13 protein-coding genes are annotated in these 20,660 nt (G+C 72.4%); 7 read left to right on the top strand and 6 right to left on the bottom strand.

What is annotated here, in order from left to right; all coding sequences use genetic code 11:
- Positions 1-104 precede the first annotated feature (104 nt).
- Positions 105-4,073, bottom strand: coding sequence for a type VII secretion protein EccCa (gene eccCa, locus BJ964_RS08450; protein ID WP_188126857.1), 3,969 nt, complete (start codon positions 4,071-4,073; stop codon positions 105-107).
- A 128-nt stretch (positions 4,074-4,201) separates the two neighbouring features.
- Between eccCa and eccD the strand changes: the two genes are divergently transcribed.
- A complete protein-coding gene (eccD, locus tag BJ964_RS08445; protein WP_188120159.1) occupies positions 4,202-5,623 on the top strand; it encodes a type VII secretion integral membrane protein EccD in 1,422 nt (473 codons plus the stop codon).
- 116 nt (positions 5,624-5,739) lie between these two features.
- Here the strand turns inward: eccD and BJ964_RS08440 are convergent, their stop codons facing one another.
- Together BJ964_RS08440 and BJ964_RS47845 are read right to left on the bottom strand one after the other, a co-directional pair.
- Positions 5,740-6,249, bottom strand: coding sequence for an inorganic diphosphatase (locus BJ964_RS08440; RefSeq protein ID WP_183224342.1), 510 nt, complete (start codon positions 6,247-6,249; stop codon positions 5,740-5,742).
- 2,388 nt (positions 6,250-8,637) lie between these two features.
- Entirely contained in the window at positions 8,638-9,162 is a 525-nt protein-coding gene (locus BJ964_RS47845; protein ID WP_188120158.1) for a hypothetical protein, read from the bottom strand.
- Positions 9,163-9,855: 693 nt separating this feature from the next.
- On the opposite strand from BJ964_RS47845, the gene dacB reads away from it, so the two are divergent.
- From dacB to folE, 6 genes are all read left to right on the top strand, one after another.
- Positions 9,856-11,295: a D-alanyl-D-alanine carboxypeptidase/D-alanyl-D-alanine endopeptidase gene (gene dacB / locus BJ964_RS47840; RefSeq protein ID WP_188120157.1), complete on the top strand. Its 1,440-nt coding sequence runs from the start codon at positions 9,856-9,858 to the stop codon at positions 11,293-11,295.
- A 52-nt stretch (positions 11,296-11,347) separates the two neighbouring features.
- Positions 11,348-12,388: a zinc-dependent metalloprotease gene (locus BJ964_RS08425; RefSeq protein WP_188120156.1), complete on the top strand. Its 1,041-nt coding sequence runs from the start codon at positions 11,348-11,350 to the stop codon at positions 12,386-12,388.
- 1 nt (position 12,389) lies between these two features.
- Positions 12,390-13,364: a tRNA lysidine(34) synthetase TilS gene (tilS, locus tag BJ964_RS08420; RefSeq protein ID WP_188120155.1), complete on the top strand. Its 975-nt coding sequence runs from the start codon at positions 12,390-12,392 to the stop codon at positions 13,362-13,364.
- Between the two features lie 64 nt (positions 13,365-13,428).
- Positions 13,429-14,004: a hypoxanthine phosphoribosyltransferase gene (hpt, locus tag BJ964_RS08415; RefSeq protein ID WP_188120154.1), complete on the top strand. Its 576-nt coding sequence runs from the start codon at positions 13,429-13,431 to the stop codon at positions 14,002-14,004.
- A 252-nt stretch (positions 14,005-14,256) separates the two neighbouring features.
- Positions 14,257-16,266, top strand: coding sequence for an ATP-dependent zinc metalloprotease FtsH (ftsH, locus tag BJ964_RS08410; protein ID WP_188120153.1), 2,010 nt, complete (start codon positions 14,257-14,259; stop codon positions 16,264-16,266).
- A 77-nt stretch (positions 16,267-16,343) separates the two neighbouring features.
- A complete protein-coding gene (gene folE / locus BJ964_RS08405) occupies positions 16,344-17,003 on the top strand; it encodes a GTP cyclohydrolase I FolE (protein WP_188126856.1) in 660 nt (219 codons plus the stop codon).
- Here folE and BJ964_RS08400 read toward each other — a convergent pair.
- The 3 genes from BJ964_RS08400 to BJ964_RS08390 are packed head-to-tail and all read right to left on the bottom strand — an operon-like array spanning position 16,996 to position 20,528.
- The gene (locus BJ964_RS08400; protein ID WP_188120152.1) at positions 16,996-17,256 is read right to left on the bottom strand and encodes a hypothetical protein; all 261 of its coding nucleotides are present in this window, start codon (positions 17,254-17,256) and stop codon (positions 16,996-16,998) included. The two genes, folE and BJ964_RS08400, sit on opposite strands and share 8 nt — an antisense overlap.
- 3 nt (positions 17,257-17,259) lie before the next feature.
- A complete protein-coding gene (locus BJ964_RS08395) occupies positions 17,260-17,943 on the bottom strand; it encodes a hypothetical protein (protein ID WP_188120151.1) in 684 nt (227 codons plus the stop codon).
- On the bottom strand, positions 17,940-20,528 hold the full coding sequence (locus BJ964_RS08390) for an FtsK/SpoIIIE domain-containing protein (protein ID WP_188120150.1): 2,589 nt from the start codon (positions 20,526-20,528) through the stop codon (positions 17,940-17,942). Before BJ964_RS08390 ends, BJ964_RS08395 begins: the two co-directional genes overlap by 4 nt.
- Positions 20,529-20,660 lie beyond the last annotated feature (132 nt).

The following is a 20,660-nucleotide window of genomic DNA, read 5'->3' as shown; positions in this document are numbered from 1 at the left end:
TGCTCACGGGTCGGCGTCGCCATTCTGAGACGGGTCAGTCGGACGGTCAGTCGATGGAGGGAGATTACTCTCCCACAGCGGCGTGTCGCTGCGGTCCTTCATGGTTAATCGCACCGAGAGTCTGCCGATTTTTCGGAATCGCGAAAAGGTGGCCGGTGGGCCAGCTGGATCAGGCGGGTTCCCTCACGCCTTGTGATCAAACGACCACGCCCGGGTGGGAGGTTCGCCGGGCGGACGTTGCCGATGAGCGCGCCCTCGTCCGGCGCACCGGACATCACGAGACCCGGCGCGGACAGTTCGCGCAGTCGCTGGATCACCGGCTCGAAGAGGGCCCGCCCCGCGCCACCGGACCGGCGGGTCAGCACCAGGTGCAGACCGATGTCCCGGGCCTGGGGGAGGTACTCCAGCAGCGGCAGCAGCGGGTTGGTCGGCCCGGCCACCACCAGGTCGTAGTCGTCGACCAGGACGAACAGCTCCGGACCGGTCCACCAGGACCGGTCGCGCAGCTCGCGGGCGGTCACGTCGGGGCCGGGCAGCCGGCGTTGCATGTACCCGGCGGCGGACAGGATCAGGTCGCTGGTCTGCTGAGCCTGCATGCCGTACCCGATCCGGTGTTCCGACTCGGGCAGGTCCATCAGGCTGCGCCGGTAGTCGACCAGGATGATCCGGGCCTCCTCCGGCCGGAACCGTCTGGTGATCGTGGTGGCAAGTGCCCGCAGGAACGACGACTTTCCGGCCTCCGCGTCACCGAAGAGCAGGAAGTGCGGGTCGGACGCGAAGTCGATCTCGACGGGCCGCAGGTCGGCCTCGGCGATGCCGATCGGCAGCCGCAGGCCGGTGCCGCCGTCGACGGGCAGGTCGGCGTACGCGACCGAGGCCGGCAGCAGGCGCACCCGCGGCGCGAGCGGTCCCTCCCATGCCGCCGCCACCGCCTTGACCAGGCCGGTGGTGTCCCCGAGCGTGCTCACCTCGGGCCGCACGGTGAGCAGGTGCAGGCCCCGGTTGCGGTCGGTCGGGTGCTCGATCACGCCACGGCCGGGTGTCTGGTCCGGCACCGCCTGCGCGGCCCGCCGGTTGACGACCGAGTCGGACGGGTCGCCGAGCCGCAGTTCCAGCCGGGAGCCGAAGAGATCCCGGACGGCCGGACGGAAGTCCATCCAGCGGGAGGCCGCCGCCACCAGGTGGATCCCGTACGACAGACCGCGGGTGGCCAGGTCGGTCAGGACCGGCTCCAGTTCCTCGTACTCCTTGCGGACCGTGGCCCAGCCGTCGACCACCAGGAACACGTCGCCGAACGGGTCGGAACCGCCCGCCCGCCGGCTCCGGTACGCCGCCATCGAGTCCACCCCGAGCTCGGCGAACCGGGCCTCCCGCTGGGCCAGCAGGGTCACCATCTCGCCGACCGTACGCCGGACGCCCTCCGCGTCCAGCCGCCCGAACACCCCACCCACATGCGGCAGGTCCCGCAGCGTGCCGAGCGAGCCGCCGCCGAAGTCCAGGCAGTACACCTGCACCTCGGCCGGCGTGTGGGTCAGCGCCAGACCGCAGATCAGGGTCCGCAGCGCGGTCGACTTGCCGCTCTGCGTGCCGCCGACCACCGCGACGTGCCCGGCCGCGCCGGCCAGCTGCAACCACATCACGTCACGCATCTGCTCGCGGGGCTTGTCGACGACCGCGACCGGCACCTGGAGGCGACCGTGCAGCGCCGGGTTGGTGAAGGCCAGCCCGCGCCCCGGAGTCACCCCGACCGGGCCGAGCAGTTCGTCCAGCACCTGGGACACCTCGAGCGGCGGCAGCCACACCTGGTGCGCCGGCGGGCCCTGCCCGACCAGCCGGTCGACGACCACGTCGACCAGTTTCGGGCCCTCCGGCTCGGCGGCCGGCTTCGGCTTGGGCGCGGAGGCCGGAACCGCCACGTGCTGCGTGGTCCACGGCAGCACCCGCAGGTCGACGTGATCGGTAGTGCCGGGGCCCCGGCCGGCCCGGCGGATCGGCCCGCCCACGTAGACGCCCTTGAACCGGATCAGCGGCTCGGTGCCGAACTTCAGGTAGCCGTGACCGGGGGAGCGGGGCAGCTCGTACGCGTCCGGCACGCCGAGCACCGCCCGTGACTCCAGCGCCGAGTTGGTCCGTAGGCCGACCCGGTACGACAGGTGCGTGTCCAGCCCGCGCAGCCGTCCGTCCTCCAGCCGCTGACTGGCCAGCAGCAGGTGCACGCCCAGCGACCGGCCGAGCCGCCCGATCTGGAGGAACAGCTCGATGAACTCGGGCTTCTCCTTCAGCATCTCGGTGAACTCGTCGACGATCACGAACAGGGTCGGCAGCGGGGGCAGCGGGGCGCCACCGGCCCGGGCGCGGTCGTAGTCGTACAGCCCCGCGTAGTTGCCCGCCTTGGCCAGCACCTCCTGCCGCCGGGACATCTCGCCCTCCAGGGCGTCGGCCATCCGGTCCACCAGGGGCAGCGCGTGCTCCAGGTTGGTGACCAGCGCGGCGGTGTGCGGCAGCCGGTCCATCGAGGCGAACGCCGCGCCGCCCTTGAAGTCGATCAGGATGAAGTTGAGCACCTCGGACGAATGGGTCGCGGCGAGTGCCAGCACCAGCGTCTTCAGGATCTCCGACTTACCCGAGCCGGTGGCGCCGATGAGCAGGCCGTGCGGGCCCATGCCGTCCTGGGCGGACTCCTTGATGTCCAGCTCGACCGGCACCCCGTCGTCGCTCACGCCGATCGGCACCCGCAGCCGGTCCCGCGGCGCGCGGGCCGGCCACCCGTGCGCCACCGAGTAGTTCTCCGGGTCGGCGATGCCGAGCAGCTCGGGCAGCCCGGTCTCGGCCGACGCGGTCGGGGCGCCGCCCGGGTCGGGGGCGGTGGCCAGCCGCAGCGGCGCCAGCCGCCGGGCCACCGCCTCGGCCTCCGCGACGGTCAGGCCGTCCGCCCGGCCCACCTCACCCTCGTGATCCATCGTGTAGGTGCCGAGCATCCCGTCCGACCGGACCTCCAGCACCAGCGCCGACCGGTCCAGCAGCCGGGGCGGCGCGGTGTCCAGGTCGAGCACGGTCAGTCCGTCCAGCGCGTCGTCGAGCCGGGTGTTCGCCGGCTCCGCGCCGTCCACCACCACCAGGACGTGCGGCACGCTGCCGGCGCTCTCCCCGGGATGGAACCGGGGCCGCGAACCGATCACCTCGTCCAGCAACCCGGCCAGCGTGGGCTCGTCACCGGCCACCAGCCGGACCGGGCCCAGCGCGTCGAACTGGCTCGGATGCTGCGCGTGCGGCAGCCACTTGACCCACTCCCACCAGCCGCGCGCCTCCTGCCCGGCGCAGACCGCGATCACCAGCTCGTCCGGCCCGTGGAACACCGCGAGCTGGGTCAGCACCGCCCGGACCAGGGCACGCGGGCCCTCCGTGCCGGGCGCGTCACCGCGGATGTAGACCCGGGAGAACCCGCGCAGCGACATCGCCACCGGCAGGTCGGGCACCACCGAGTACGCGTCCAGGAAGCGGCGCAGCGCTCCCGCGGTCATCGGCTCCAGCTCGTCCAGCGGCCGGGCGACCGGCGGCACCAGCGGGGTGGCCAGCGTCTGCGGGCCCAGACCGACGCGGACCACGCCGAAATCCGGGTCCCCGCCGCGCCGTTCCCACAGCCGGTGGCTGCCCACCGTCGACCAGAGCCGCTCCGGGTCGGGATGGCGGTAGAGCAGGCCGGTCCGCTGCCGCTGGGCGGTGTCGCGCGCCCGCTTGCGCAGCGCCGCGAGATGGCGGAGGTACTCCCGGCGGGCGGACATCATCTCCGCCTTGCGCGGCGCCCCCGAGGCTCCGAACGAGGTGGTCAGCATGGCCAGCGAGGAGACGCCGAAGAGGCCGCCGATCACGTACGAATAAGCCCCGCCGCGGCCCTGCCCCATCATCATCGCCATGGCCAGCGTGCCGCCCAGCATCGGCAGCGCCATCAGCCACTGCTGCCAGCGGGCCGCCACCTGCTCCGGGATCTCCGGCGGCGGATCGACGGTCAGCGGATCGGACGGAATCTCCGGTGCCGGCCTGCGGGCCGCACGCCTGACCATCACGGTGCCCACATCCGCCCCCTCGACCGGTGACCAGCCCCGGCCATCTCGGGACTTCACGACCGGCCCATGCTAGGTAAAGTTCCGTCGATCCCGCAGCCTCGACCACGGTTGCTGTGGACAAACGGAAGGAATTCCTGGTGAGCGTCGGTCTTGCCCGTGTGACGATCAGCGCACCGCACCGTCGGGTCGACGTGGCGCTCCCCGAGCAGGTCCCACTGGCCGAGCTGCTTCCCGAGGTGCTCCGGCACGCCGGCGAGGGCCTCGCCGACGAGGGCGAGAAGCACGGCGGGTGGGTGCTCCGGCGAGGCGACGGTGTCGCGCTCGCCACAGCTCAGGGCCTCCACCCCCAGGGCGTACGCGACGGCGAGGTGCTGCATCTCGTCCCGGCCGGCGACGAGTGGCCGGAGCTGGAGTACGACGACGTCGTCGAGGCCATCGCCGACGGCGCCCGCCGCCGGGGCGGTGTCTGGACCCCGGCCGCCACCCGTACCGCGACCCTGGCGGCGGCCGCCGTCCCGCTCGCGCTCGGCCTGCCCGCCCTGCTGCTCAGCGGGCCGGACGGGGAACTCGCCGGGATCGCCGGGCTCGGCGTGGCGCTGCTGCTGGCGTTCACCGGCACCATCGCGTCCCGGGCGTACGGCGACGGCCGGGCCGGGGTCGCCCTCGGTGGGTACGCGCTGCCGTACGCCTTCGCCGGCGGTGCGCTCCTGATCACCTCCGGCGACGGTGGCGGTGTGTTCACCCCGCTGCCCTGGCTGGGCGGACCGGAGCTGCTCGCCGGATCGGTCGCCGTCCTGCTGGTGTCGGCGCTGGCCGGGGCGGGTGTGGCGGCCGGGGCACGGTTCTTCACGGCCGGCGTTACGGTCGGCCTGCTGGGCGCGCTCACCGCCGCCACCGGGCTGTTCACCGACGCGGCCGGCGGTGCCGCGGTGCTGATCTCGGTGCTGGTCTGCGGGATCGGGGTGCTGCCGCTGCTCGCCGTCCGGTTCGGGCGGGCCCCGCTGCCGCCGGTCAGCCTGCCGCCCGGCGTCGAGTCGGCGGTTCCGGACGGGCAGTCCCGCCCCGGCGCCGACACGGTCCGTCAGCGACCGCAGAGGGCGGCCGTGTTCGCGGCGGTCGAGCGTACCGATGAACTGCTCGCCGGAATGCTCCTCGGCCATGCCGTCCTGGCGGCCGGCGCCTACGCCGTGCTCGCCACCGCGGGCACCCTCTCCGCACGCATCCTGCTCGCGGTCAGCGCGGCAGCGCTGCTGCTGCGCTCCCGCCTCTTCGTCACCTGGCGGCACCGGGTGCCGGTGCTGGTCGCCGGCCTCGCCGGCGGCGCCGCGCTCGGCGCCGACCTGCTCACCGGCGCCGGCGACGCCCTGCCCGCGGTGATCGCGGGAGCCGTCCTGGTCGCGCTGATCACGGTGGGTGCCGGAGCCCGGTACGCGAGCCGCCCGCCGTCGCCCTACCTGGGCCGTGCCGCCGACTGGCTGGACGCCCTCACGGTGGTCTCGGTGATCCCGGTGGCCTGCGCGGTGACCGGCCTCTACGGTGCGGTGTCCGGTCTGGGCTGACGCCCGTGTGAGCTATCTCTCCCGGGTCCGCCGGCTGGGACACCCCGCAATACGACCGCACCTGCGGGGCGGGCCCCACAGGTGCGGTCGGTCAGCGGTCTCGCGGGAGCGATCGATCAGTGCTCGCCTTCGCCCTCAGCGGCCTCGGCGGCCTCGGCGCGCTTGAAGGAGGCCCGGATCTCGGCCTCCGCCTCGATCCGGCCGGTCCAGGTCGCGCCCTCGACCGACTTGCCCGGCTCCAGGTCCTTGTAGACCGTGAAGAAGTGCTGGATCTCCATCCGGTCGAACTCGCCCAGGTGGTGGATGTCGCGCAGGTGCTCCTGACGCGGGTCCTCGTAGGGAACGCAGAGCACCTTGTCGTCACGGCCGTGCTCGTCGGTCATCCGGTACATGCCGATCGCGCGGGCCCGGACCAGGCAGCCGGGGAAGGTCGGCTCCTGGATCAGCACCAGCGCGTCCAGCGGGTCGCCGTCCTGCCCGAGGGTGCCCTCGATGTAGCCGTAGTCCGCGGGATACTGTGTCGCGGTGAAGAGGGTCCGGTCCAACCGGATACGTCCGGTCTTGTGGTCCACCTCGTACTTGTTGCGCTGCCCCTTGGGGATCTCAACCAGAACGTCGAAATCCATTATTCGCTCCCCTTTTGCTTGCCCGCTTGAATAGACCGGTCCGCCGGGCAGGAAAGCGGGGGTTGGATGCAGGGCCCGCAGGATCCGCGCGCGACGGTGTGCCGGATGTCGCTAGTCTCCCCTAAGTCTGACGCCACGGGTGAGGAGGGGCGTGTGACGAGGCAAGATTCACATGACGGTCCGGAGGGACGCGGCGTGTCGGATGCTCAGCCCGGCCCCGAAGAGGGTATTGGATCCGCCGGTCCAGCCGGTGCAGCTCCGGCATATCCGGATAAATCGGGTGTGACCGATCCCTCATTCGCTCCCGCGGCCCCCTCGGCCGGCCGCGCCGTCGCCCCGCCCGCGGGCCCCGGCGCCCGGGTGCCGTTCCCCTGGCAGCAGGAGGACGCGCAGTCCACCCCCGGCCGTGCCACGGTCACCCCTGCCGGGCCGTCCTCGCCCGGCACCCCGCCATCCGCAGCGCCGCAGACCTCCGGCCAGGCCTCACCGCCGTCCGTTCCGGCTCCGGGCCAGGCTTTCCCGCCGTCCGCGCCGGTTGCGGGCCAGGCTTTCCCGCTGTCCGCGCCGGTTGCGGGCCAGGCTTTCCCGCTGTCCGCGCCGGTTGCGGGCCAGACTTTCCCGCTGTCCGCGCCGGCCGCGGGCCAGACATTCCCGTCGTCCGTTCCGGCTTCGGGTCAGGCTTCCCTGCCCTCCGTGCCGATTCCGGGCCGGGCTTCCCCGCCGTCTGTGCCGGCTCCCGGCCGGGCGAGCGTTCCGCAATCATCGGCCGGCGGCCATTCGCCCACCGGACCGGCACCTACTTCCGGGAGCGCATCGATTCCCAAGGCATCTGCGCCCGGCGAGGACTCTGGCCGGTCACCCGCAAACCCACACCCATCCGGTACGCCCGGACGGCCGGCCACACCACAAGGACCCGCCGCCGGCCGGGCTCCAGACATGGGTCACCCGTCCACGCCCGGTCAGATGCCTACGCCTGCGCAGGCCCATACGTTTGGCCACGCTCCCGCGCCTGGTCAGCCGTCCGTGCCTGACCAGTCTTCCGCGCCTGGTCAGCCGATCTCGCCTGGTCAGCCGATCTCGCCTGGTCATCCGTCTGTAGCTGGTCGCTCATCCGCGCCTGGTCAGCCGCTCGCGCCCGGTCAGGTTTCCGCGCCGGGTCAGGTTTCCGCGCCCGGTCAGGCTTCCGCGCCCGGTCAGGCGCCCACGTCTGGGCAGGCCCCTGCGCCTGGTCAGCTTTTTGCGCCCGGACAGGCGCCGGCGACGGGCACAGGCTCCACAGTCGGCTCGGGAGGTGGGGCGCAGGGGGCGTCCGGAGCCGGGCAGATGGCCGGTCCTCCAGCCTCGATGACCGACCTCACCGCCTTCCTGCCCGGGGCCGCGTCCGGCCGAATACCCGCCGCGCCCGCGCCCGGGCCGGGAATCGTGCCGCAGCCACCGTCCTCAGGGGCGGCCCGGCCCGCGCAGGCGTCGCCTTCGGTTCCGGCGGTCGGCCCGCAGATGCCTCCGGCCGCGCCGACAGGCGCCGTGCAGATGCCTTCGGCCGCGCCGACAGGCGCCGTGCAGATGCCTTCGGCCGCACAGATAGGGCAGGCCGGACAGGTGGGGTCGCCCGCGCAGGTGGGACAGGCCATGCATATGGGACAGGCTGGACAGCCGGGGCCGCTTGGACAGCCGGGGCCGCCTGGGCAGGTGGGGCGGCCTGGGCAGGACGCACAGGCAGGGCCGGGAAGTGTTCCGGGGCCCGAGACCGCGCCGTCCAGGTCGATGGCGCCGAACTTCTTCACCGGGGCTCAACCGGGTCATCCGAGCGTTCCGCCGGCCGCCGCGCCGGGGCGGGCGCCTTTCGCGGAACCGGCATCCGGGCCGACCGTGCCGAATAGCCGTGATGAAGCCGCGGCGCCGGGTGGGCGACTTCCCATGGCGCCTTCCGGCGAGTATCCGCCCAGCGGCCCCGGACCGATCGGGAACTGGCCGGGCCACCGCCCCGACCAGGCCGACGATCGGCCGGGCCAGGCTTCACCGGCGCAGCCCCAGGCCGAGGCGGACCACGGCACCACCGGTCAGTCCGGCACCACGGCTCAGTCCAGCACCATGCCTCAGTCCGGCTTGACACCTCAGTCCGGCTCGGCCCCTCAGCCTGGTTCGACGCCGCCGCGACCAGACCGTGCCGCGGTCCCGCAGGGCGGCGAGGGCCCGGGTCTGCCCGGGGAGCCGGCCGTGCGCGGTGCGTGGGCAGCCGGGCCGCCCGCGCACGGTGGGCCGGCCGGCCGCGCTTCGCATGATGCGCAAACTGCGAATCCGGACCATGGTGGCGTTTCGAACCGGCCGACCGATCTTGGGCAGGCCGGAGCGCCGAGACGTCCCGCTGATCTGAGTCAGGTCGCCGGATCAGGCCGTCCTGGGAACGGGCAGCCCGGGACGCATGGACGTTCCGCCGGCTCCGCTCAGGTCGGCGCTTCGGGCCAGCCCGCCGATCCTCGTCAGGTCGGCGCTTCGGGCCAGCCCGCCGATCCTCGTCAGGTCGGCGCTTCGGGCCAGCCCGCCGATCCTCGTCAGGTCGGCGCTTCGGGCCAGCCCGCCGATCCTCGTCAGGTCGGCGCTTCGGGCCAGCCCGCCGATCCTCGTCAGGTCGGTACTCCGGGCCAGGCTGCCGAACCCCGTCAGGTCGGTGCCCAGGGCCAGCCTGCCGACCCTCGTTTGCCTGGCAATCTTCGTTTGCCTGGCGATCCTCGTCAGGTCGGTGACCCGGGTCAGCCCGGCGATCACCGTCAGCCCAGCGACCACCGTCTGCCTGATGATCTTCGTTTGCCTGGCGATCCCCGTCAGGTCGGCGACTCGGGTCAATCTGGCGATCCCCGTCAGCACGGTGGGCAGGGGACGGCCGCGGTGCCGGGTCGACCTGAGGTCGGTCACGCCCCTGTGCCGGGTTGGTCCGGAGCCGGTCAAGCCGCTGTGCCTGGCCGCCCGAGCGAGGGGCAAGGCACGGACCCGGGGAAGACCGCCGACTTCGGGCGGGCCCTCGATCCGGGGAGGACCGCTGATTTCGGGCGGGCCCTCGAACCGGGAAGGCCCTCCGATCTCGGCGGGGCGCCCGGCTCCGGGATCGCCGCTGCTCCGGGCCAGGAGAACGACCCGGGACGTACCGCCAACCTCGGGCAGATCGTGAGCCGGGCCGCTGCTCCGGGCCGTTCCGTGGATCCGGACCGGACCGCGAGCCTCGGGCTGCCCGCCGGCGGAATCGCACCCGCGCCGGGCGCACCCGGCGGGACCCCGCCCCGGGCCGGCGGACCCGCGGCCGGCGGACCCTGGGCCGATGGACCGGGTCATGGCGGGCCGGGGATCGGCGGGCCCGGGATTGGTGGGCCAGGAAACGGCGGGCCAGGAAACGGCGGGCCGGGGATCGGTGGGCCGGGACGCGGTGGCGGGGAGAGCGGCCCGGCGGACCCGGGTGGCTACGGGCGCGCCTCCGTGCCGTTGAACACCGCCTCGGTGAGTACGCCGCCGTGGGGAGCGCAAGCCGCACCTCAGCCCGGCGCGGGCGTTACGGCCGGGACCGGTGACGGCGTCGCTGCGGGCGAGGCGGTTCCCCGCAAGTCCCGTACGAAAATGGTGTCCGCTCTTGTGATCTTGACGCTGGTGGCGGGGGCGGCGGCAGCGGGTCTCGTGGTGCGGCCCGGGCCGGTCGACGAATGGCTCGGCGCCGAACCGACCGCCGCGCCCACGACGGCGGCGCCCACCCCGGAGCCGACGCCGACGCCGGTGCTGGCGGCGGCCGAGGCGGACGGCGCCGCACCGGACCCGGCGGCCGTCAAGGCGGCGCTGGATCCGCTGGTCAACGCGCCGGCGCTGGGTTCCACCGTGCACGTCCAGGTGGTCGACGCGGCGACCGGGACGGTGCTGTACGAGCGGAACGCCGACAAGATGACCACCCCAGCCTCGACGACGAAGGTGCTGACCGCGGCGACCGTGCTGGCCGCGCGCGGGCCGGCGCACCGGCTGGAGACCCGCGTGGTGGCCGGGGAGCGGCCCGGCGAGGTGGTGATCATCGGCGGTGGTGACCCGACGCTGGCGGTCGAGGAGGACGACAAGGACCTCTTCCCGGGGGCGGCCCGCCTGGACGATCTGGCGGCGCAGGTGAAGAAGGCGCTCGGCGGTACGAAGCCGACCCGGGTGACGGTGGACACCTCCCTGTTCACCGGGTCGGAGACGGCGCCCGGCTGGGGCAGCGGGGACATCGCGGCCGGGCAGGTGGCCCGGATCCAGTCGCTGATGGTCAACGCGGGGCGGGTCGAGCCGGTGCACAACGAGTACGGCGGGGATCCGCGGCACTCGGATCCGGCGCTGGCGGCCGGCAAACTGTTCGCCAAGATGATCGGCGTCCCCGCGTCGGCGGTGTCGAAGGGCGAGGCGCCGGAGACGGCGGCCGTCGACCCGGCGCCGTCGGCCTCGGCGGTGGCGTCGGCGACGATCGCCCCCGGGGACGAGTTGGGCAAGGTCGAGTCGCCGCCGATGGTGCAGATCGTCGACTGGATGTTGCAGCAGAGCGACAACGTGGTGGCCGAGGCGCTGGGGCGGCAGGTCGCGCTGGCGGCCGGCGAGGAGCCGAGCTTCAAGGGCGCGGCCACCGCGATGGAGAACCAGTTGACCGAGTTGGGCCTGCCCGCCGAACTGGCCGTCCTCAATGACGCGAGCGGCCTGTCCAACCGCAACACCATCGCCCCGGAGCTGCTGGTCAAGACCCTGGCGCTGGCCGCCGGCCCGGATCAGCCGGCGCTCAGCAACCTGTTCAACGGTCTGCCGGTGGCCGGCTGGTCCGGCACTCTGGAGACGCGGTTCGCCACGCCGAGCGCCAACGAGACCGCGCAGGGCATCGTCCGGGCCAAGACCGGGTCGCTGAGTGGGGTGAACACCCTGGCCGGGGTGCTGGTCACCCGGGAGCGGCGGCCGCTGGTCTTCGCGATCATGGCGAAGGGCGGGGCGAACGCGATCACGGCCCGGGCCGCGCTGGACGACATCGCCGCCCGGTTGGTCGCCTGCGGCTGCTGATCCGGGGTTTCACCGGAGTGCGCTGTGGAGCCGCGCGGGTACGGTGGGCTGCATGGCGCAGTTCGTTGACTGGGATCTGGCCGCCGCAACCGCGGGCGCGCTGTCGAAGACCGGCCCCGCGGTCTCCTTCGAGGAGGCCACCCAGGTGGTGTCCGAGCTGCGGACCCTGACCGACGAGGCGGCCGTGCACGTGGCGGCCTACACCGGTCTGATCGCGCACACCGACGTGCCGCCGGTCCGTGTGGTGGACCGGCGGGACTGGGCCCGGGTGAACATCACCGGTCTCCAGAAGGTCATCGGCCCGCTGGTCAGCCGGCTCTCCGGGGACCGGGAGCCGAGCCCGTTCGCCGACGCGATCGGTTCCCGGGTGACCGGCGTGCAGGCCGGCACGGTGCTGGCCTACCTTTCCGGCCGCGTCCTCGGGCAGTACGAAGTGTTCTCCGGCGAGCCCGGCCAGCTGCTGCTCAACGCGCCGAACATCGTCGAGGTGGAGCGCAAGATCGGCGCGGACCCGCGGGACTTCCGGCTCTGGGTCTGCCTGCACGAGGTCACGCACCGCACCCAGTTCACCGCGGTGCCGTGGATGCGCGGCTACTTCCTCGGCGAGGTGCAGGCGTTCGTCGACGCGTCGCAGGGCGGCGAGCACATCCTGGAGCGGCTGCGCCGGGGCGTGGCGACGCTGTCCGAGGCGCTGCGCGACGAGGAGAGCCGGGTCTCGATGCTGGACGTCGTCCAGACTCCCGCCCAGCGGGCCGTGCTGGACCGGCTGACCGCGCTGATGACGCTGCTGGAGGGGCACGCCGAGTTCGTCATGGACGGTGTCGGCCCCGAGGTGATCCCGACGGTCGAGTCGATCCGGGCGAAGTTCAACCGCCGCCGGGAGAGCGGCAACCCGCTGGAGAAGGCGGTGCGCCGGGTGCTCGGCATCGAGGTCAAGATGCGGCAGTACGCGGAGGGCCGCAAGTTCGTGCACGGTGTCGTCGAGCGGGTCGGCATGGACGGCTTCAACCGGATCTTCGAGTCCCCGCTCACCCTGCCCCGCCTGGAGGAGCTGGGCGACCCGGACGCCTGGGTCACCCGGGTGCACGGCTGACATGGCCCGGATCCCGCCGCCGGTGGCGGCCGTCCGCACCGCCGTGCGCCGAGGGCTGGCCGATCTGCCGGGTGACGCGCTGGTCCTGGTGGCCTGTTCGGGCGGGGCGGATTCGCTGGCGCTGGCGTCGGCGGCCCAGTTCGTGGGTCGCCGGGTGGGCCTGGTCACGGTCGATCACGGGTTGCAGGAGGGCTCGGACCGGCGGGCCCGGTCGGTGGCCGCCTGGGCGCGGGACGCCGGCTTCGACCCGGTGCGGATCGCCACGGTCTCGGTGGCCGGCCTGCCGGGCGGCCCGGAGGCGGCCGCCCGCACCGCGCGGTACGAAGCTCTGACCACCGCCGCCGCCGATCTGGGCGCGGCCGCCGTGCTGCTCGGTCACACCCGCGACGACCAGGCCGAGACGGTGCTGCTGGCGCTGGCCCGCGGGGCCGGCCCTCGTGGACTGTCCGGGATGCCCGGCCGCCGGGGGATCTTCCGGCGCCCGCTGCTGGACGTGGCCCGGGCGGACACCCGCAAGGCCTGCGCCGCCCTGGGCCTGGCCCCGTGGGAGGACCCGCACAACACCGATCCGGCGTACGCCCGGTCCCGGGTGCGGTCCGCGGTGCTGCCGGTGCTGGTCGACGCGCTGGGCCCGGGTGTGCTGGGCAACCTCGCGCGGACCGCGTCCCTGGTGGCGGCGGACAACGAGGCGCTGGACGAACTCGCCGGCGCCGCACTGGAGTCGGCCCGGTCGCCGAGAGGGCTGTCGGTGCGGGCGCTCGCCGATCAGAAGGCGGCGATCCGGGGCCGGGTGCTGCACCGTTGGGCGCGGGAGCTGGGGGCGCCGGGTGCGGCGCTGGGGTTCGGGCACGTGGTCGCCATGGATGCTCTGGTGACCGATTGGCACGGCCAGGGAGCGGTGCATCTGCCCGCCGGGATACGTGTGGCTCGCCACATGGACGACCTCGTACGGGTGGTTCCGTCCTATATCAAGTGAGGCGTCCCGTTCGGAATGTGGCCCCGTTGGCCGAACGGTAACTTCCATACGGCAGGCTAGGCCCATGGCTGATGGCTCTTGGTACGACGCCGACATCGACCACGTGATCATCTCGGAGCAACAGATCCGGGAGAAGATCGACGAACTTGCCAAGCAGGTGTCGGTGGACCACGCCGACGCCGACGAAGGCATCCTCCTGGTCTGTGTGCTGAAGGGTGCGGTCATGTTCATGGCCGATTTCGCCCGCGCGCTGGGGAAGCACGGTCCGTCGACCGAGATGGAGTTCATGGCCGTCTCGTCGTACGGGCAGGGCACCACCTCCTCGGGCGTGGTGCGCATCCTCAAGGACCTGGACCGGGACATCGCCGGCCGGCACGTGCTCGTCGTCGAGGACATCGTGGACTCCGGTCTGACCCTCTCCTGGCTCATGAAGTACCTGGAGTCGCGGCAGCCGGCCAGCGTCGAGGTGGTGGCCCTGTTCCGCAAGCCGGACGCGGTCAAGGTGCAGGTTCCGGTGCGGTATGTGGGCTTCGACATCCCCAGCGAGTTCGTCGTGGGGTACGGACTGGACTTCTCCGAGCGCTACCGGGAGTTGCCGTACGTCGGGGTCTTGAAGCCCGAGGTCTACGCCCGTAGCTGAACCGCTTTCTCAGCGTGTTCTCAGTATTGGTCGTTATGGGCGGTTTTGCACACGAACCGCCCTGACTTCCCCACCGATACCCGGTCTTCGCGCTACCGCCTCACGGGTTCGTTGGCGGCACCTACGGTGTACGGTCGAGTGACCAATGGCGTACTCGTCACAAGCGCCGGAGGGGCCGCCCACCACGCGGCGACGTTGAGGTGACCAGGACGCCGATCAGGAGGGTCCGGGCGCTTGGCGCCCGACAACAGTATGGAACGTACGCGTTTCTTCCGCCGCCCGGTGGTCTGGATCATTCTGGTGATCATCGGCGTAGTGGCGCTGAGCTCTTTCTTCACCAGTGGTCCGAACTACCAGAGGGTAGACACATCGGTCGCTCTTGAGCGTCTGAACCAGCCCGGGATCAAGAAGGTCGTCCAGAAGGACAAGGAGCAGACGCTCCAGATCGATCTCGAAAAGGCCGAGACGTTCAACAACAAGTCGACCGAAAAGATCGAGACCCAGTATCCGTACGAGCTCACCGACGAGATCTGGAACGAGGTCATCCAGGCGAAGGACCAGAACCGGATCTCCGGCACGGTCAACGCCACGGTCTCCGGTGACAACATTCTTCTCAGCATTCTGATCAACCTGCTGCCGATCGCGATCCTCGTGGTCCTGCTGCTGCTCTTCATGTCGCAGATGCAGGGTGGCGGTTCGCGGGTGCTCAACTTCGGCAAGTCCAAGGCGAAGATGATCACCAAGGACACGCCGAAGACCACGTTCGCCGACGTGGCCGGTGCTGACGAGGCGGTCGAGGAGCTCCACGAGATCAAGGACTTCCTCCAGAACCCGACGAAGTACCAGGCTCTCGGCGCCAAGATCCCGAAGGGTGTGCTGCTGTTCGGCTCCCCGGGTACGGGTAAGACGCTGCTGGCCCGGGCCGTCGCGGGTGAGGCCGGAGTGCCGTTCTACTCCATCTCCGGCTCGGACTTCGTGGAGATGTTCGTCGGTGTCGGCGCCAGCCGGGTCCGCGACCTCTTCGAACAGGCCAAGTCGAACGCTCCGGCGATCGTCTTCGTCGACGAGATCGACGCCGTCGGCCGGCACCGTGGCGCCGGCATGGGCGGCGGCCACGACGAGCGCGAGCAGACCCTCAACCAGTTGCTGGTCGAGATGGACGGCTTCGACACCAAGGGCGGCGTCATCCTGATCGCCGCGACCAACCGCCCGGACATCCTGGACCCGGCCCTGCTGCGTCCCGGCCGTTTCGACCGGCAGATCCCGGTCGACAACCCGGACATGGAGGGTCGCAAGGCGATCCTGCGGGTGCACGCCAAGGGCAAGCCGTTCACGCCGGACGTCGACCTCGACTCGGTGGCCCGCCGCACGCCCGGCTTCTCCGGCGCCGACCTGGCCAACGTGATCAACGAGGCCGCCCTGCTGACCGCCCGGCACGACAAGCGGGCGATCAGCAACGACTACCTCGAAGAGGCGATCGACCGGGTCATCGCCGGCCCCGAGCGCCGCACCCGGGCGATGAGCGACAAGGAAAAGAAGATCACCGCGTACCACGAGGGTGGACACGCGCTGGTGGCCTACGCCCTGCCGCACTCGGCCCCGGTGCACAAGGTGACGATCCTGCCGCGTGGCCGCTCGCTGGGCCACACGCTGGTCCTGCCGACCGAGGACAAGTACACCCAGACCCGCGCCGAGATGATCGACACCCTGGCGTACGCGCTGGGTGGCCGGGCCGCCGAGGAGCTCGTCTTCCACGAGCCCACCACCGGTGCCGGCAACGACATCGAGAAGGCCACCAACCTGGCCAAGGCCATGGTCACCCAGTACGGCATGAGCTCCAAGCTGGGCGCCGTCAAGTACGGCACCACCGGCGACGAGCCGTTCATGGGCCGCAGCATGGGGCACGAAAAGGCGTACTCGGACGCGGTCGCCGCGGACATCGACGCCGAGGTCCGGGCCCTGATCGAGCTGGCCCACGACGAGGCCTGGGAGATCCTGGTCGAATACCGCGACGTGCTCGACAACATGGTGCTTGAGTTGATGGAGAAGGAGACCATCACTCAGGAGGACATGAACCGGATCTGTGCCCGGGTGGCCAAGCGCCCGCCGATGTCGCCGTTCAACGGCTTCGGCAAGCGCCTGCCCTCCGAGGCGCCGCCGGTGCTCACCCCCGCCGAGCGGGAGAAGCTGAAGGCGCAGGCCGAGGCGGACGGGCAGATCGCGGTCGGCCAGAACCCGAACGGCGCGGAAGGCAGCAACTAGTGAACCCTTTTCAATCTGGCATCGAGCCTGAGGGTGCCGGGCCGTTGGCAAGCGCCGGCGACAGCGGGCCTCGCCACATTGAAAAGGGTTCAATCAGCACGCAGGACGAACTCGACTATCTCGCCGCCCGCCTGGTCGACGGCAAGCTCACCGGTACCCCGGTGGAGCAGGCCGTCGACCTCGGGCGGATCGAGAAGGCGGTCCGGGAGATCCTCATCGCCGTCGGTGAGGACCCGGACCGTGACGGTCTCCAGCGCACCCCGGCCCGGGTCGCCCGGGCCTACGCGGAGCTGTTCGCCGGCCTGCGGGTCGACCCGGCCACCGTGCTCACCACCAGCTTCGAGGCGGACCACGAGGAACTCGTCCTGGTCCGCGACATCGAGGTGCAGAGCATGTGCGAGCACCACCTGCTGCCGTTCAAGGGCGTGGCGCACATCGGCTACATCCCCGGCACCGACGGGCGCATCACCGGCCTGTCGAAACTGGCCCGCCTCGTCGAGGTGTTCGCCCGCCGCCCACAGGTGCAGGAGCGCCTCACGTCGCAGATAGCCGACCTGCTGATGAAGCAGCTCGGCGCCCGCGGCGCGATAGTCGTCCTGGAGTGCGAGCACCTCTGCATGGAGATGCGCGGCATCCGCAAGGTGGGCGCCCGGACCGTCACCTCGGCCGTGCGCGGCGGCTTCCAGACCGACGGCAAGGTGCGGGCCGAGGCGATGGCCCTGATCAACGCTAGATGACGTTGCGGTACTGATCGGCCGAGTCGATCGCCGCATTCGTGAGCTGCGCCGCCTCGTCCAGGCGGGCCCGGGCCTGCTCCAGATGCGCGATCGCGGCCACGGCGGCCGGATGGAACGAACCGACCGCGGTCATCCGCATCCGGGCCAGCGCCTCGTCCAGCTGATCGGACACGGCCCGGATGCCGCCGACCGCCTGCCGGGCCCCGTCCACCGTGGCCGCCACGTTGACCTTGACTTCCTCGACGTTCGCCATGCCCTAATTGAACAACGCTTCCAGGCCGGTGCCCGCACAGGTGAGCAGCACCGGCGTCAGGCAGGCGATGAGCCCGGGCACCGGCGTGCGATCCACCTTCGCCCCCTCACCGCCGTAGACGAACCCGATCGTCGCCCACCCCATCCCGAACGCCAGCAGCGGCATGCTCAGGCCGCACAGCAGCGCGTAGGTCGACGACGAACCCGGCGGGGCGACCAGGAACAGCAGCACCTGCACGATCAGCACCGCGGCCGCGAACGGGCCGTAGATCAGCAGGTTGCGCGCCCACGGCCGGGCCGGCCCGGCCGGAACCGGCCCGATGAAGGCATGATCCGCGGCGTCCGCGGTGACTCGCGCCTCCCGCAGCGCCGTCAGCACGGCGGGCGGTCCACCGGCCACCCGGTCCAGCGCCGCCGCCTGCTCAGCGGGTTGCGGCGTCAGATCCCTCTCCGGTACGCGGAAATCGCGCGCCAGGCGAGCCCGTTGCGGCGCCAGCCGCGCCCGGACCGAGGTCAGCTCCTGCCGTGCGGCCGCCACCGTCGCGGCATGCTCACCCGCCGACGAACTGGCCGCCCGGCGCAGCGCGTCCAGCTCCCGGGCCGCCTCCAGATAGTCCGCCCACGGCCCCGGCGCCGGTGGCCCCGCCTGCACCGGGATCACTCCGTGCTGTTCCGCCTGGTCGGTCACGGCGCGTCACTCTCCGGCGCTACGAAAGGGACCACGGTCACCGTGCGATCGGCATGCCGGTCGTGCAGCAGCGCCCGGTTCTCCCGCGGCTGCCAGTCCACCGGACGGCCCAGCATCAGCGACACGTCCGACTGCGGAACGTTCAGGAACAGCAGACCGGCCACATCCTCCCGGCCCATGCTGCCGCCGGTCTCCTCATTGAACCGGCGCACCCCCCGCCACCAGGACAGCAGATGCACGCCACGGCTCGGGCCCTCCCGCAACAGCCGGCGCAGACCGGTCAGGCTGCCCGGCGGCGCGGCGTCCAGCCCGAACACCACCCGGTAACCCGGCCGCTCCGGATCCAGCTCGTCGGCCAGCCCGGCGGCGTCCACCACCGTCACCTCCTGCCGGTGCCCGATCTCGGCGGCCAGCTCGGCGGCCAGCTCGTCACCCTCGGCCACCATCGAGGCGATCACGAACCGGGTGGTCCGCGGCGGGTGGCAGGCGGCCAGACTCCGGGCCGCCGCATCCAGTACCTCGGCCCCGGCCGTCTGCGAGCCCAGGATCGCCAGATGCCGGCCCGGCGACGAGTCCAGCGGGAACGCCGCCGACGACAGCGCCACGTCGATCACCCGGCCGACCAGCGCGGCCGGGCGCGCAACCCGGCCCGCCAGCGCGGCCCGGTACGTCGGATCGTCGGCCAGATGCTGACGCGCATAACCCGCGAACACCCGCGGCGGCTGGGCCTGGAGGTCGCGGGCACCCCACAACCGGTGCCGCAGATCGCTCAGCAGCCTCTGATCGGCGTGCGGGTCCGGGAACCGGACCACCCGCTCATGCCCGCGTGTGGCGCCCCGCGGCCCGCCCAGACCACCGGCCGTGTTCACCACGGCGCTGCCCATCGGCAGGCCGGCCGCCGCGTCGTTCGTCGGCTCCAGCACGTCCCCGCCGCCCGGCAGCGCGATCCGCACCGGGAACTGGCCGAAGATCGAGTCGCGTTTCGCGTACAGCGCTTCGACACCGAGCACCGTCTGGCTCGCCAGGACCAGATGGATCCCGTACGACCGGCCCTTCCGGGCCAGCGACTCCAGCAGCGCCACCGCCTCGGCCGCCATCGGATCGTTGCCGGCCAGCAGCACCTGGAACTCGTCGATCACACACAGGACCCGGGGCAGCGGACCACCCCGGCCCTCCTCGGCGGCGACCGCCCGCAGATCGGCGAACCGCGACACCCCGGCCCGCTTGTAGGCCAGCGACCGGCGGCCCATCTCGGCGTCCAGCTCGCGGAGGACGGCCAGGCCGTACTCCCGGTCCGACTCGACACCGACCGCGCGGGCGTGCGGCAGCCACGTCCGGTCCCGCTGGGTCGGGACGAACTCGGCGAACGACACGCCCTCCTTGAAGTCCAGCAGGTACAGCGCCAGCTCGTCCGGGCTGTAGCGGGCGCCCAGCCCGTACAGGACGTTGATCAGAAAGGCGGTCTTGCCGGCGCCGGACCGGCCGCCCAGCATCCAGTGCGGGGTCAGGTCGTTGAACCGCAGCACCAGCGGCACGTCACCGTGGTGGCCCACCACGGTCTCCACACCGCCCGCCGCGTCCTGCGACCACAACTCCTCGTCCGGCAGCAGGTCGGAGAGAGCGACCCGGGACGCCTCCGCCGAATCGGCCGCCAGCTCCCGGCAGACCGCGTCGATTAGGCGCGGCGGCGGATCCTCGTCCAGGAACACCGGCGCGTTCAGCCACGTCGCCGCCGGCGACGACCCGAACGTCCCGCCCGGCGGGTCACCGACGATCGCATACGGGTTGCGCACCGAGATGGCCGTCGTCCGCGGCAGCGGCGCCTGAGTCGTCTCCGCGGTCAGCGGAGGCGGCGGCCAGCCCGCCACGATCAGATGCAGCCCGGAATCCGGGCCCTGCTGAGCCAGCGCCGCGATCCGCCGCAGCTCCTCACCCTCGGTCAGCTCCGGCAGACTCGCGATCACCACGAGCAGACTGCGATCCCGCCGCCCCCGCCGGCCGCCGGACCGGGCCGGGCGCAGCCACTTCTCCGCCTCGGACAGCACATCCCGCAGACCCTGCCGATCGGTCGCCGGCGGCGACATCAGGCCCGCGTCGGACAGCTCCTCGAACGGCGCGAACACCGCACCGCCACCGACACCGTCCACCGCGCGCACCAGCAGCGAACCCGGCGGGGCGGCCGCCAGCAGACGCAACAGCAGCGACCGCAGCAGGCCGAACACCCGCGGATCGGTGGCCGTCGCGTCGATCGTCAGATGCCCGGTGCCCAGCAGCGGCACCACGGCCGGAAAACGCACGTCATCGAGCGGCTGCGCCAGCCCCACCCGGACGAACTGCGGTGTCCCGTCCCCACCCAGCGGCGCGACCGGGGACAACGCGTCCAGCGTCGACCCCAGCCAGCCCGGCGCCAGCCGCGCCGCCGCCGCCCGAAGCCGGTCGGCCAGACGATGCTGCTCGCGCGGGTCGGCGGCGGCCGGAGCGTACGCCTCCAACGCGACAGCGGCCGCGTCCGCCGCCGCCACCGCCTGCCGGTGCAGAGCAGCGGCCTGCCGGACCCGCAGAGTCGAATCAGCCACTGCCGTCACCTCCTGTCCGCGCCATAAAACCTATCCCAGACCCGTCCGGTCACCGCGTTGCGTCCCCTGTGCGACTTTCGTGCCGGACCGGTCCCGACCAGTCCATTCAGGACCACCATCGAAACCGTCCGTGTCGGCTTG

The organism is Actinoplanes lobatus, from assembly GCF_014205215.1.
In the GTDB taxonomy this organism is placed as follows: Bacteria; Actinomycetota; Actinomycetes; order Mycobacteriales; family Micromonosporaceae; genus Actinoplanes; species Actinoplanes lobatus.
The sequence above is the reverse complement of the archived record's forward strand: the minus strand, read 5'-3'. Positions and strand labels throughout refer to the sequence as shown.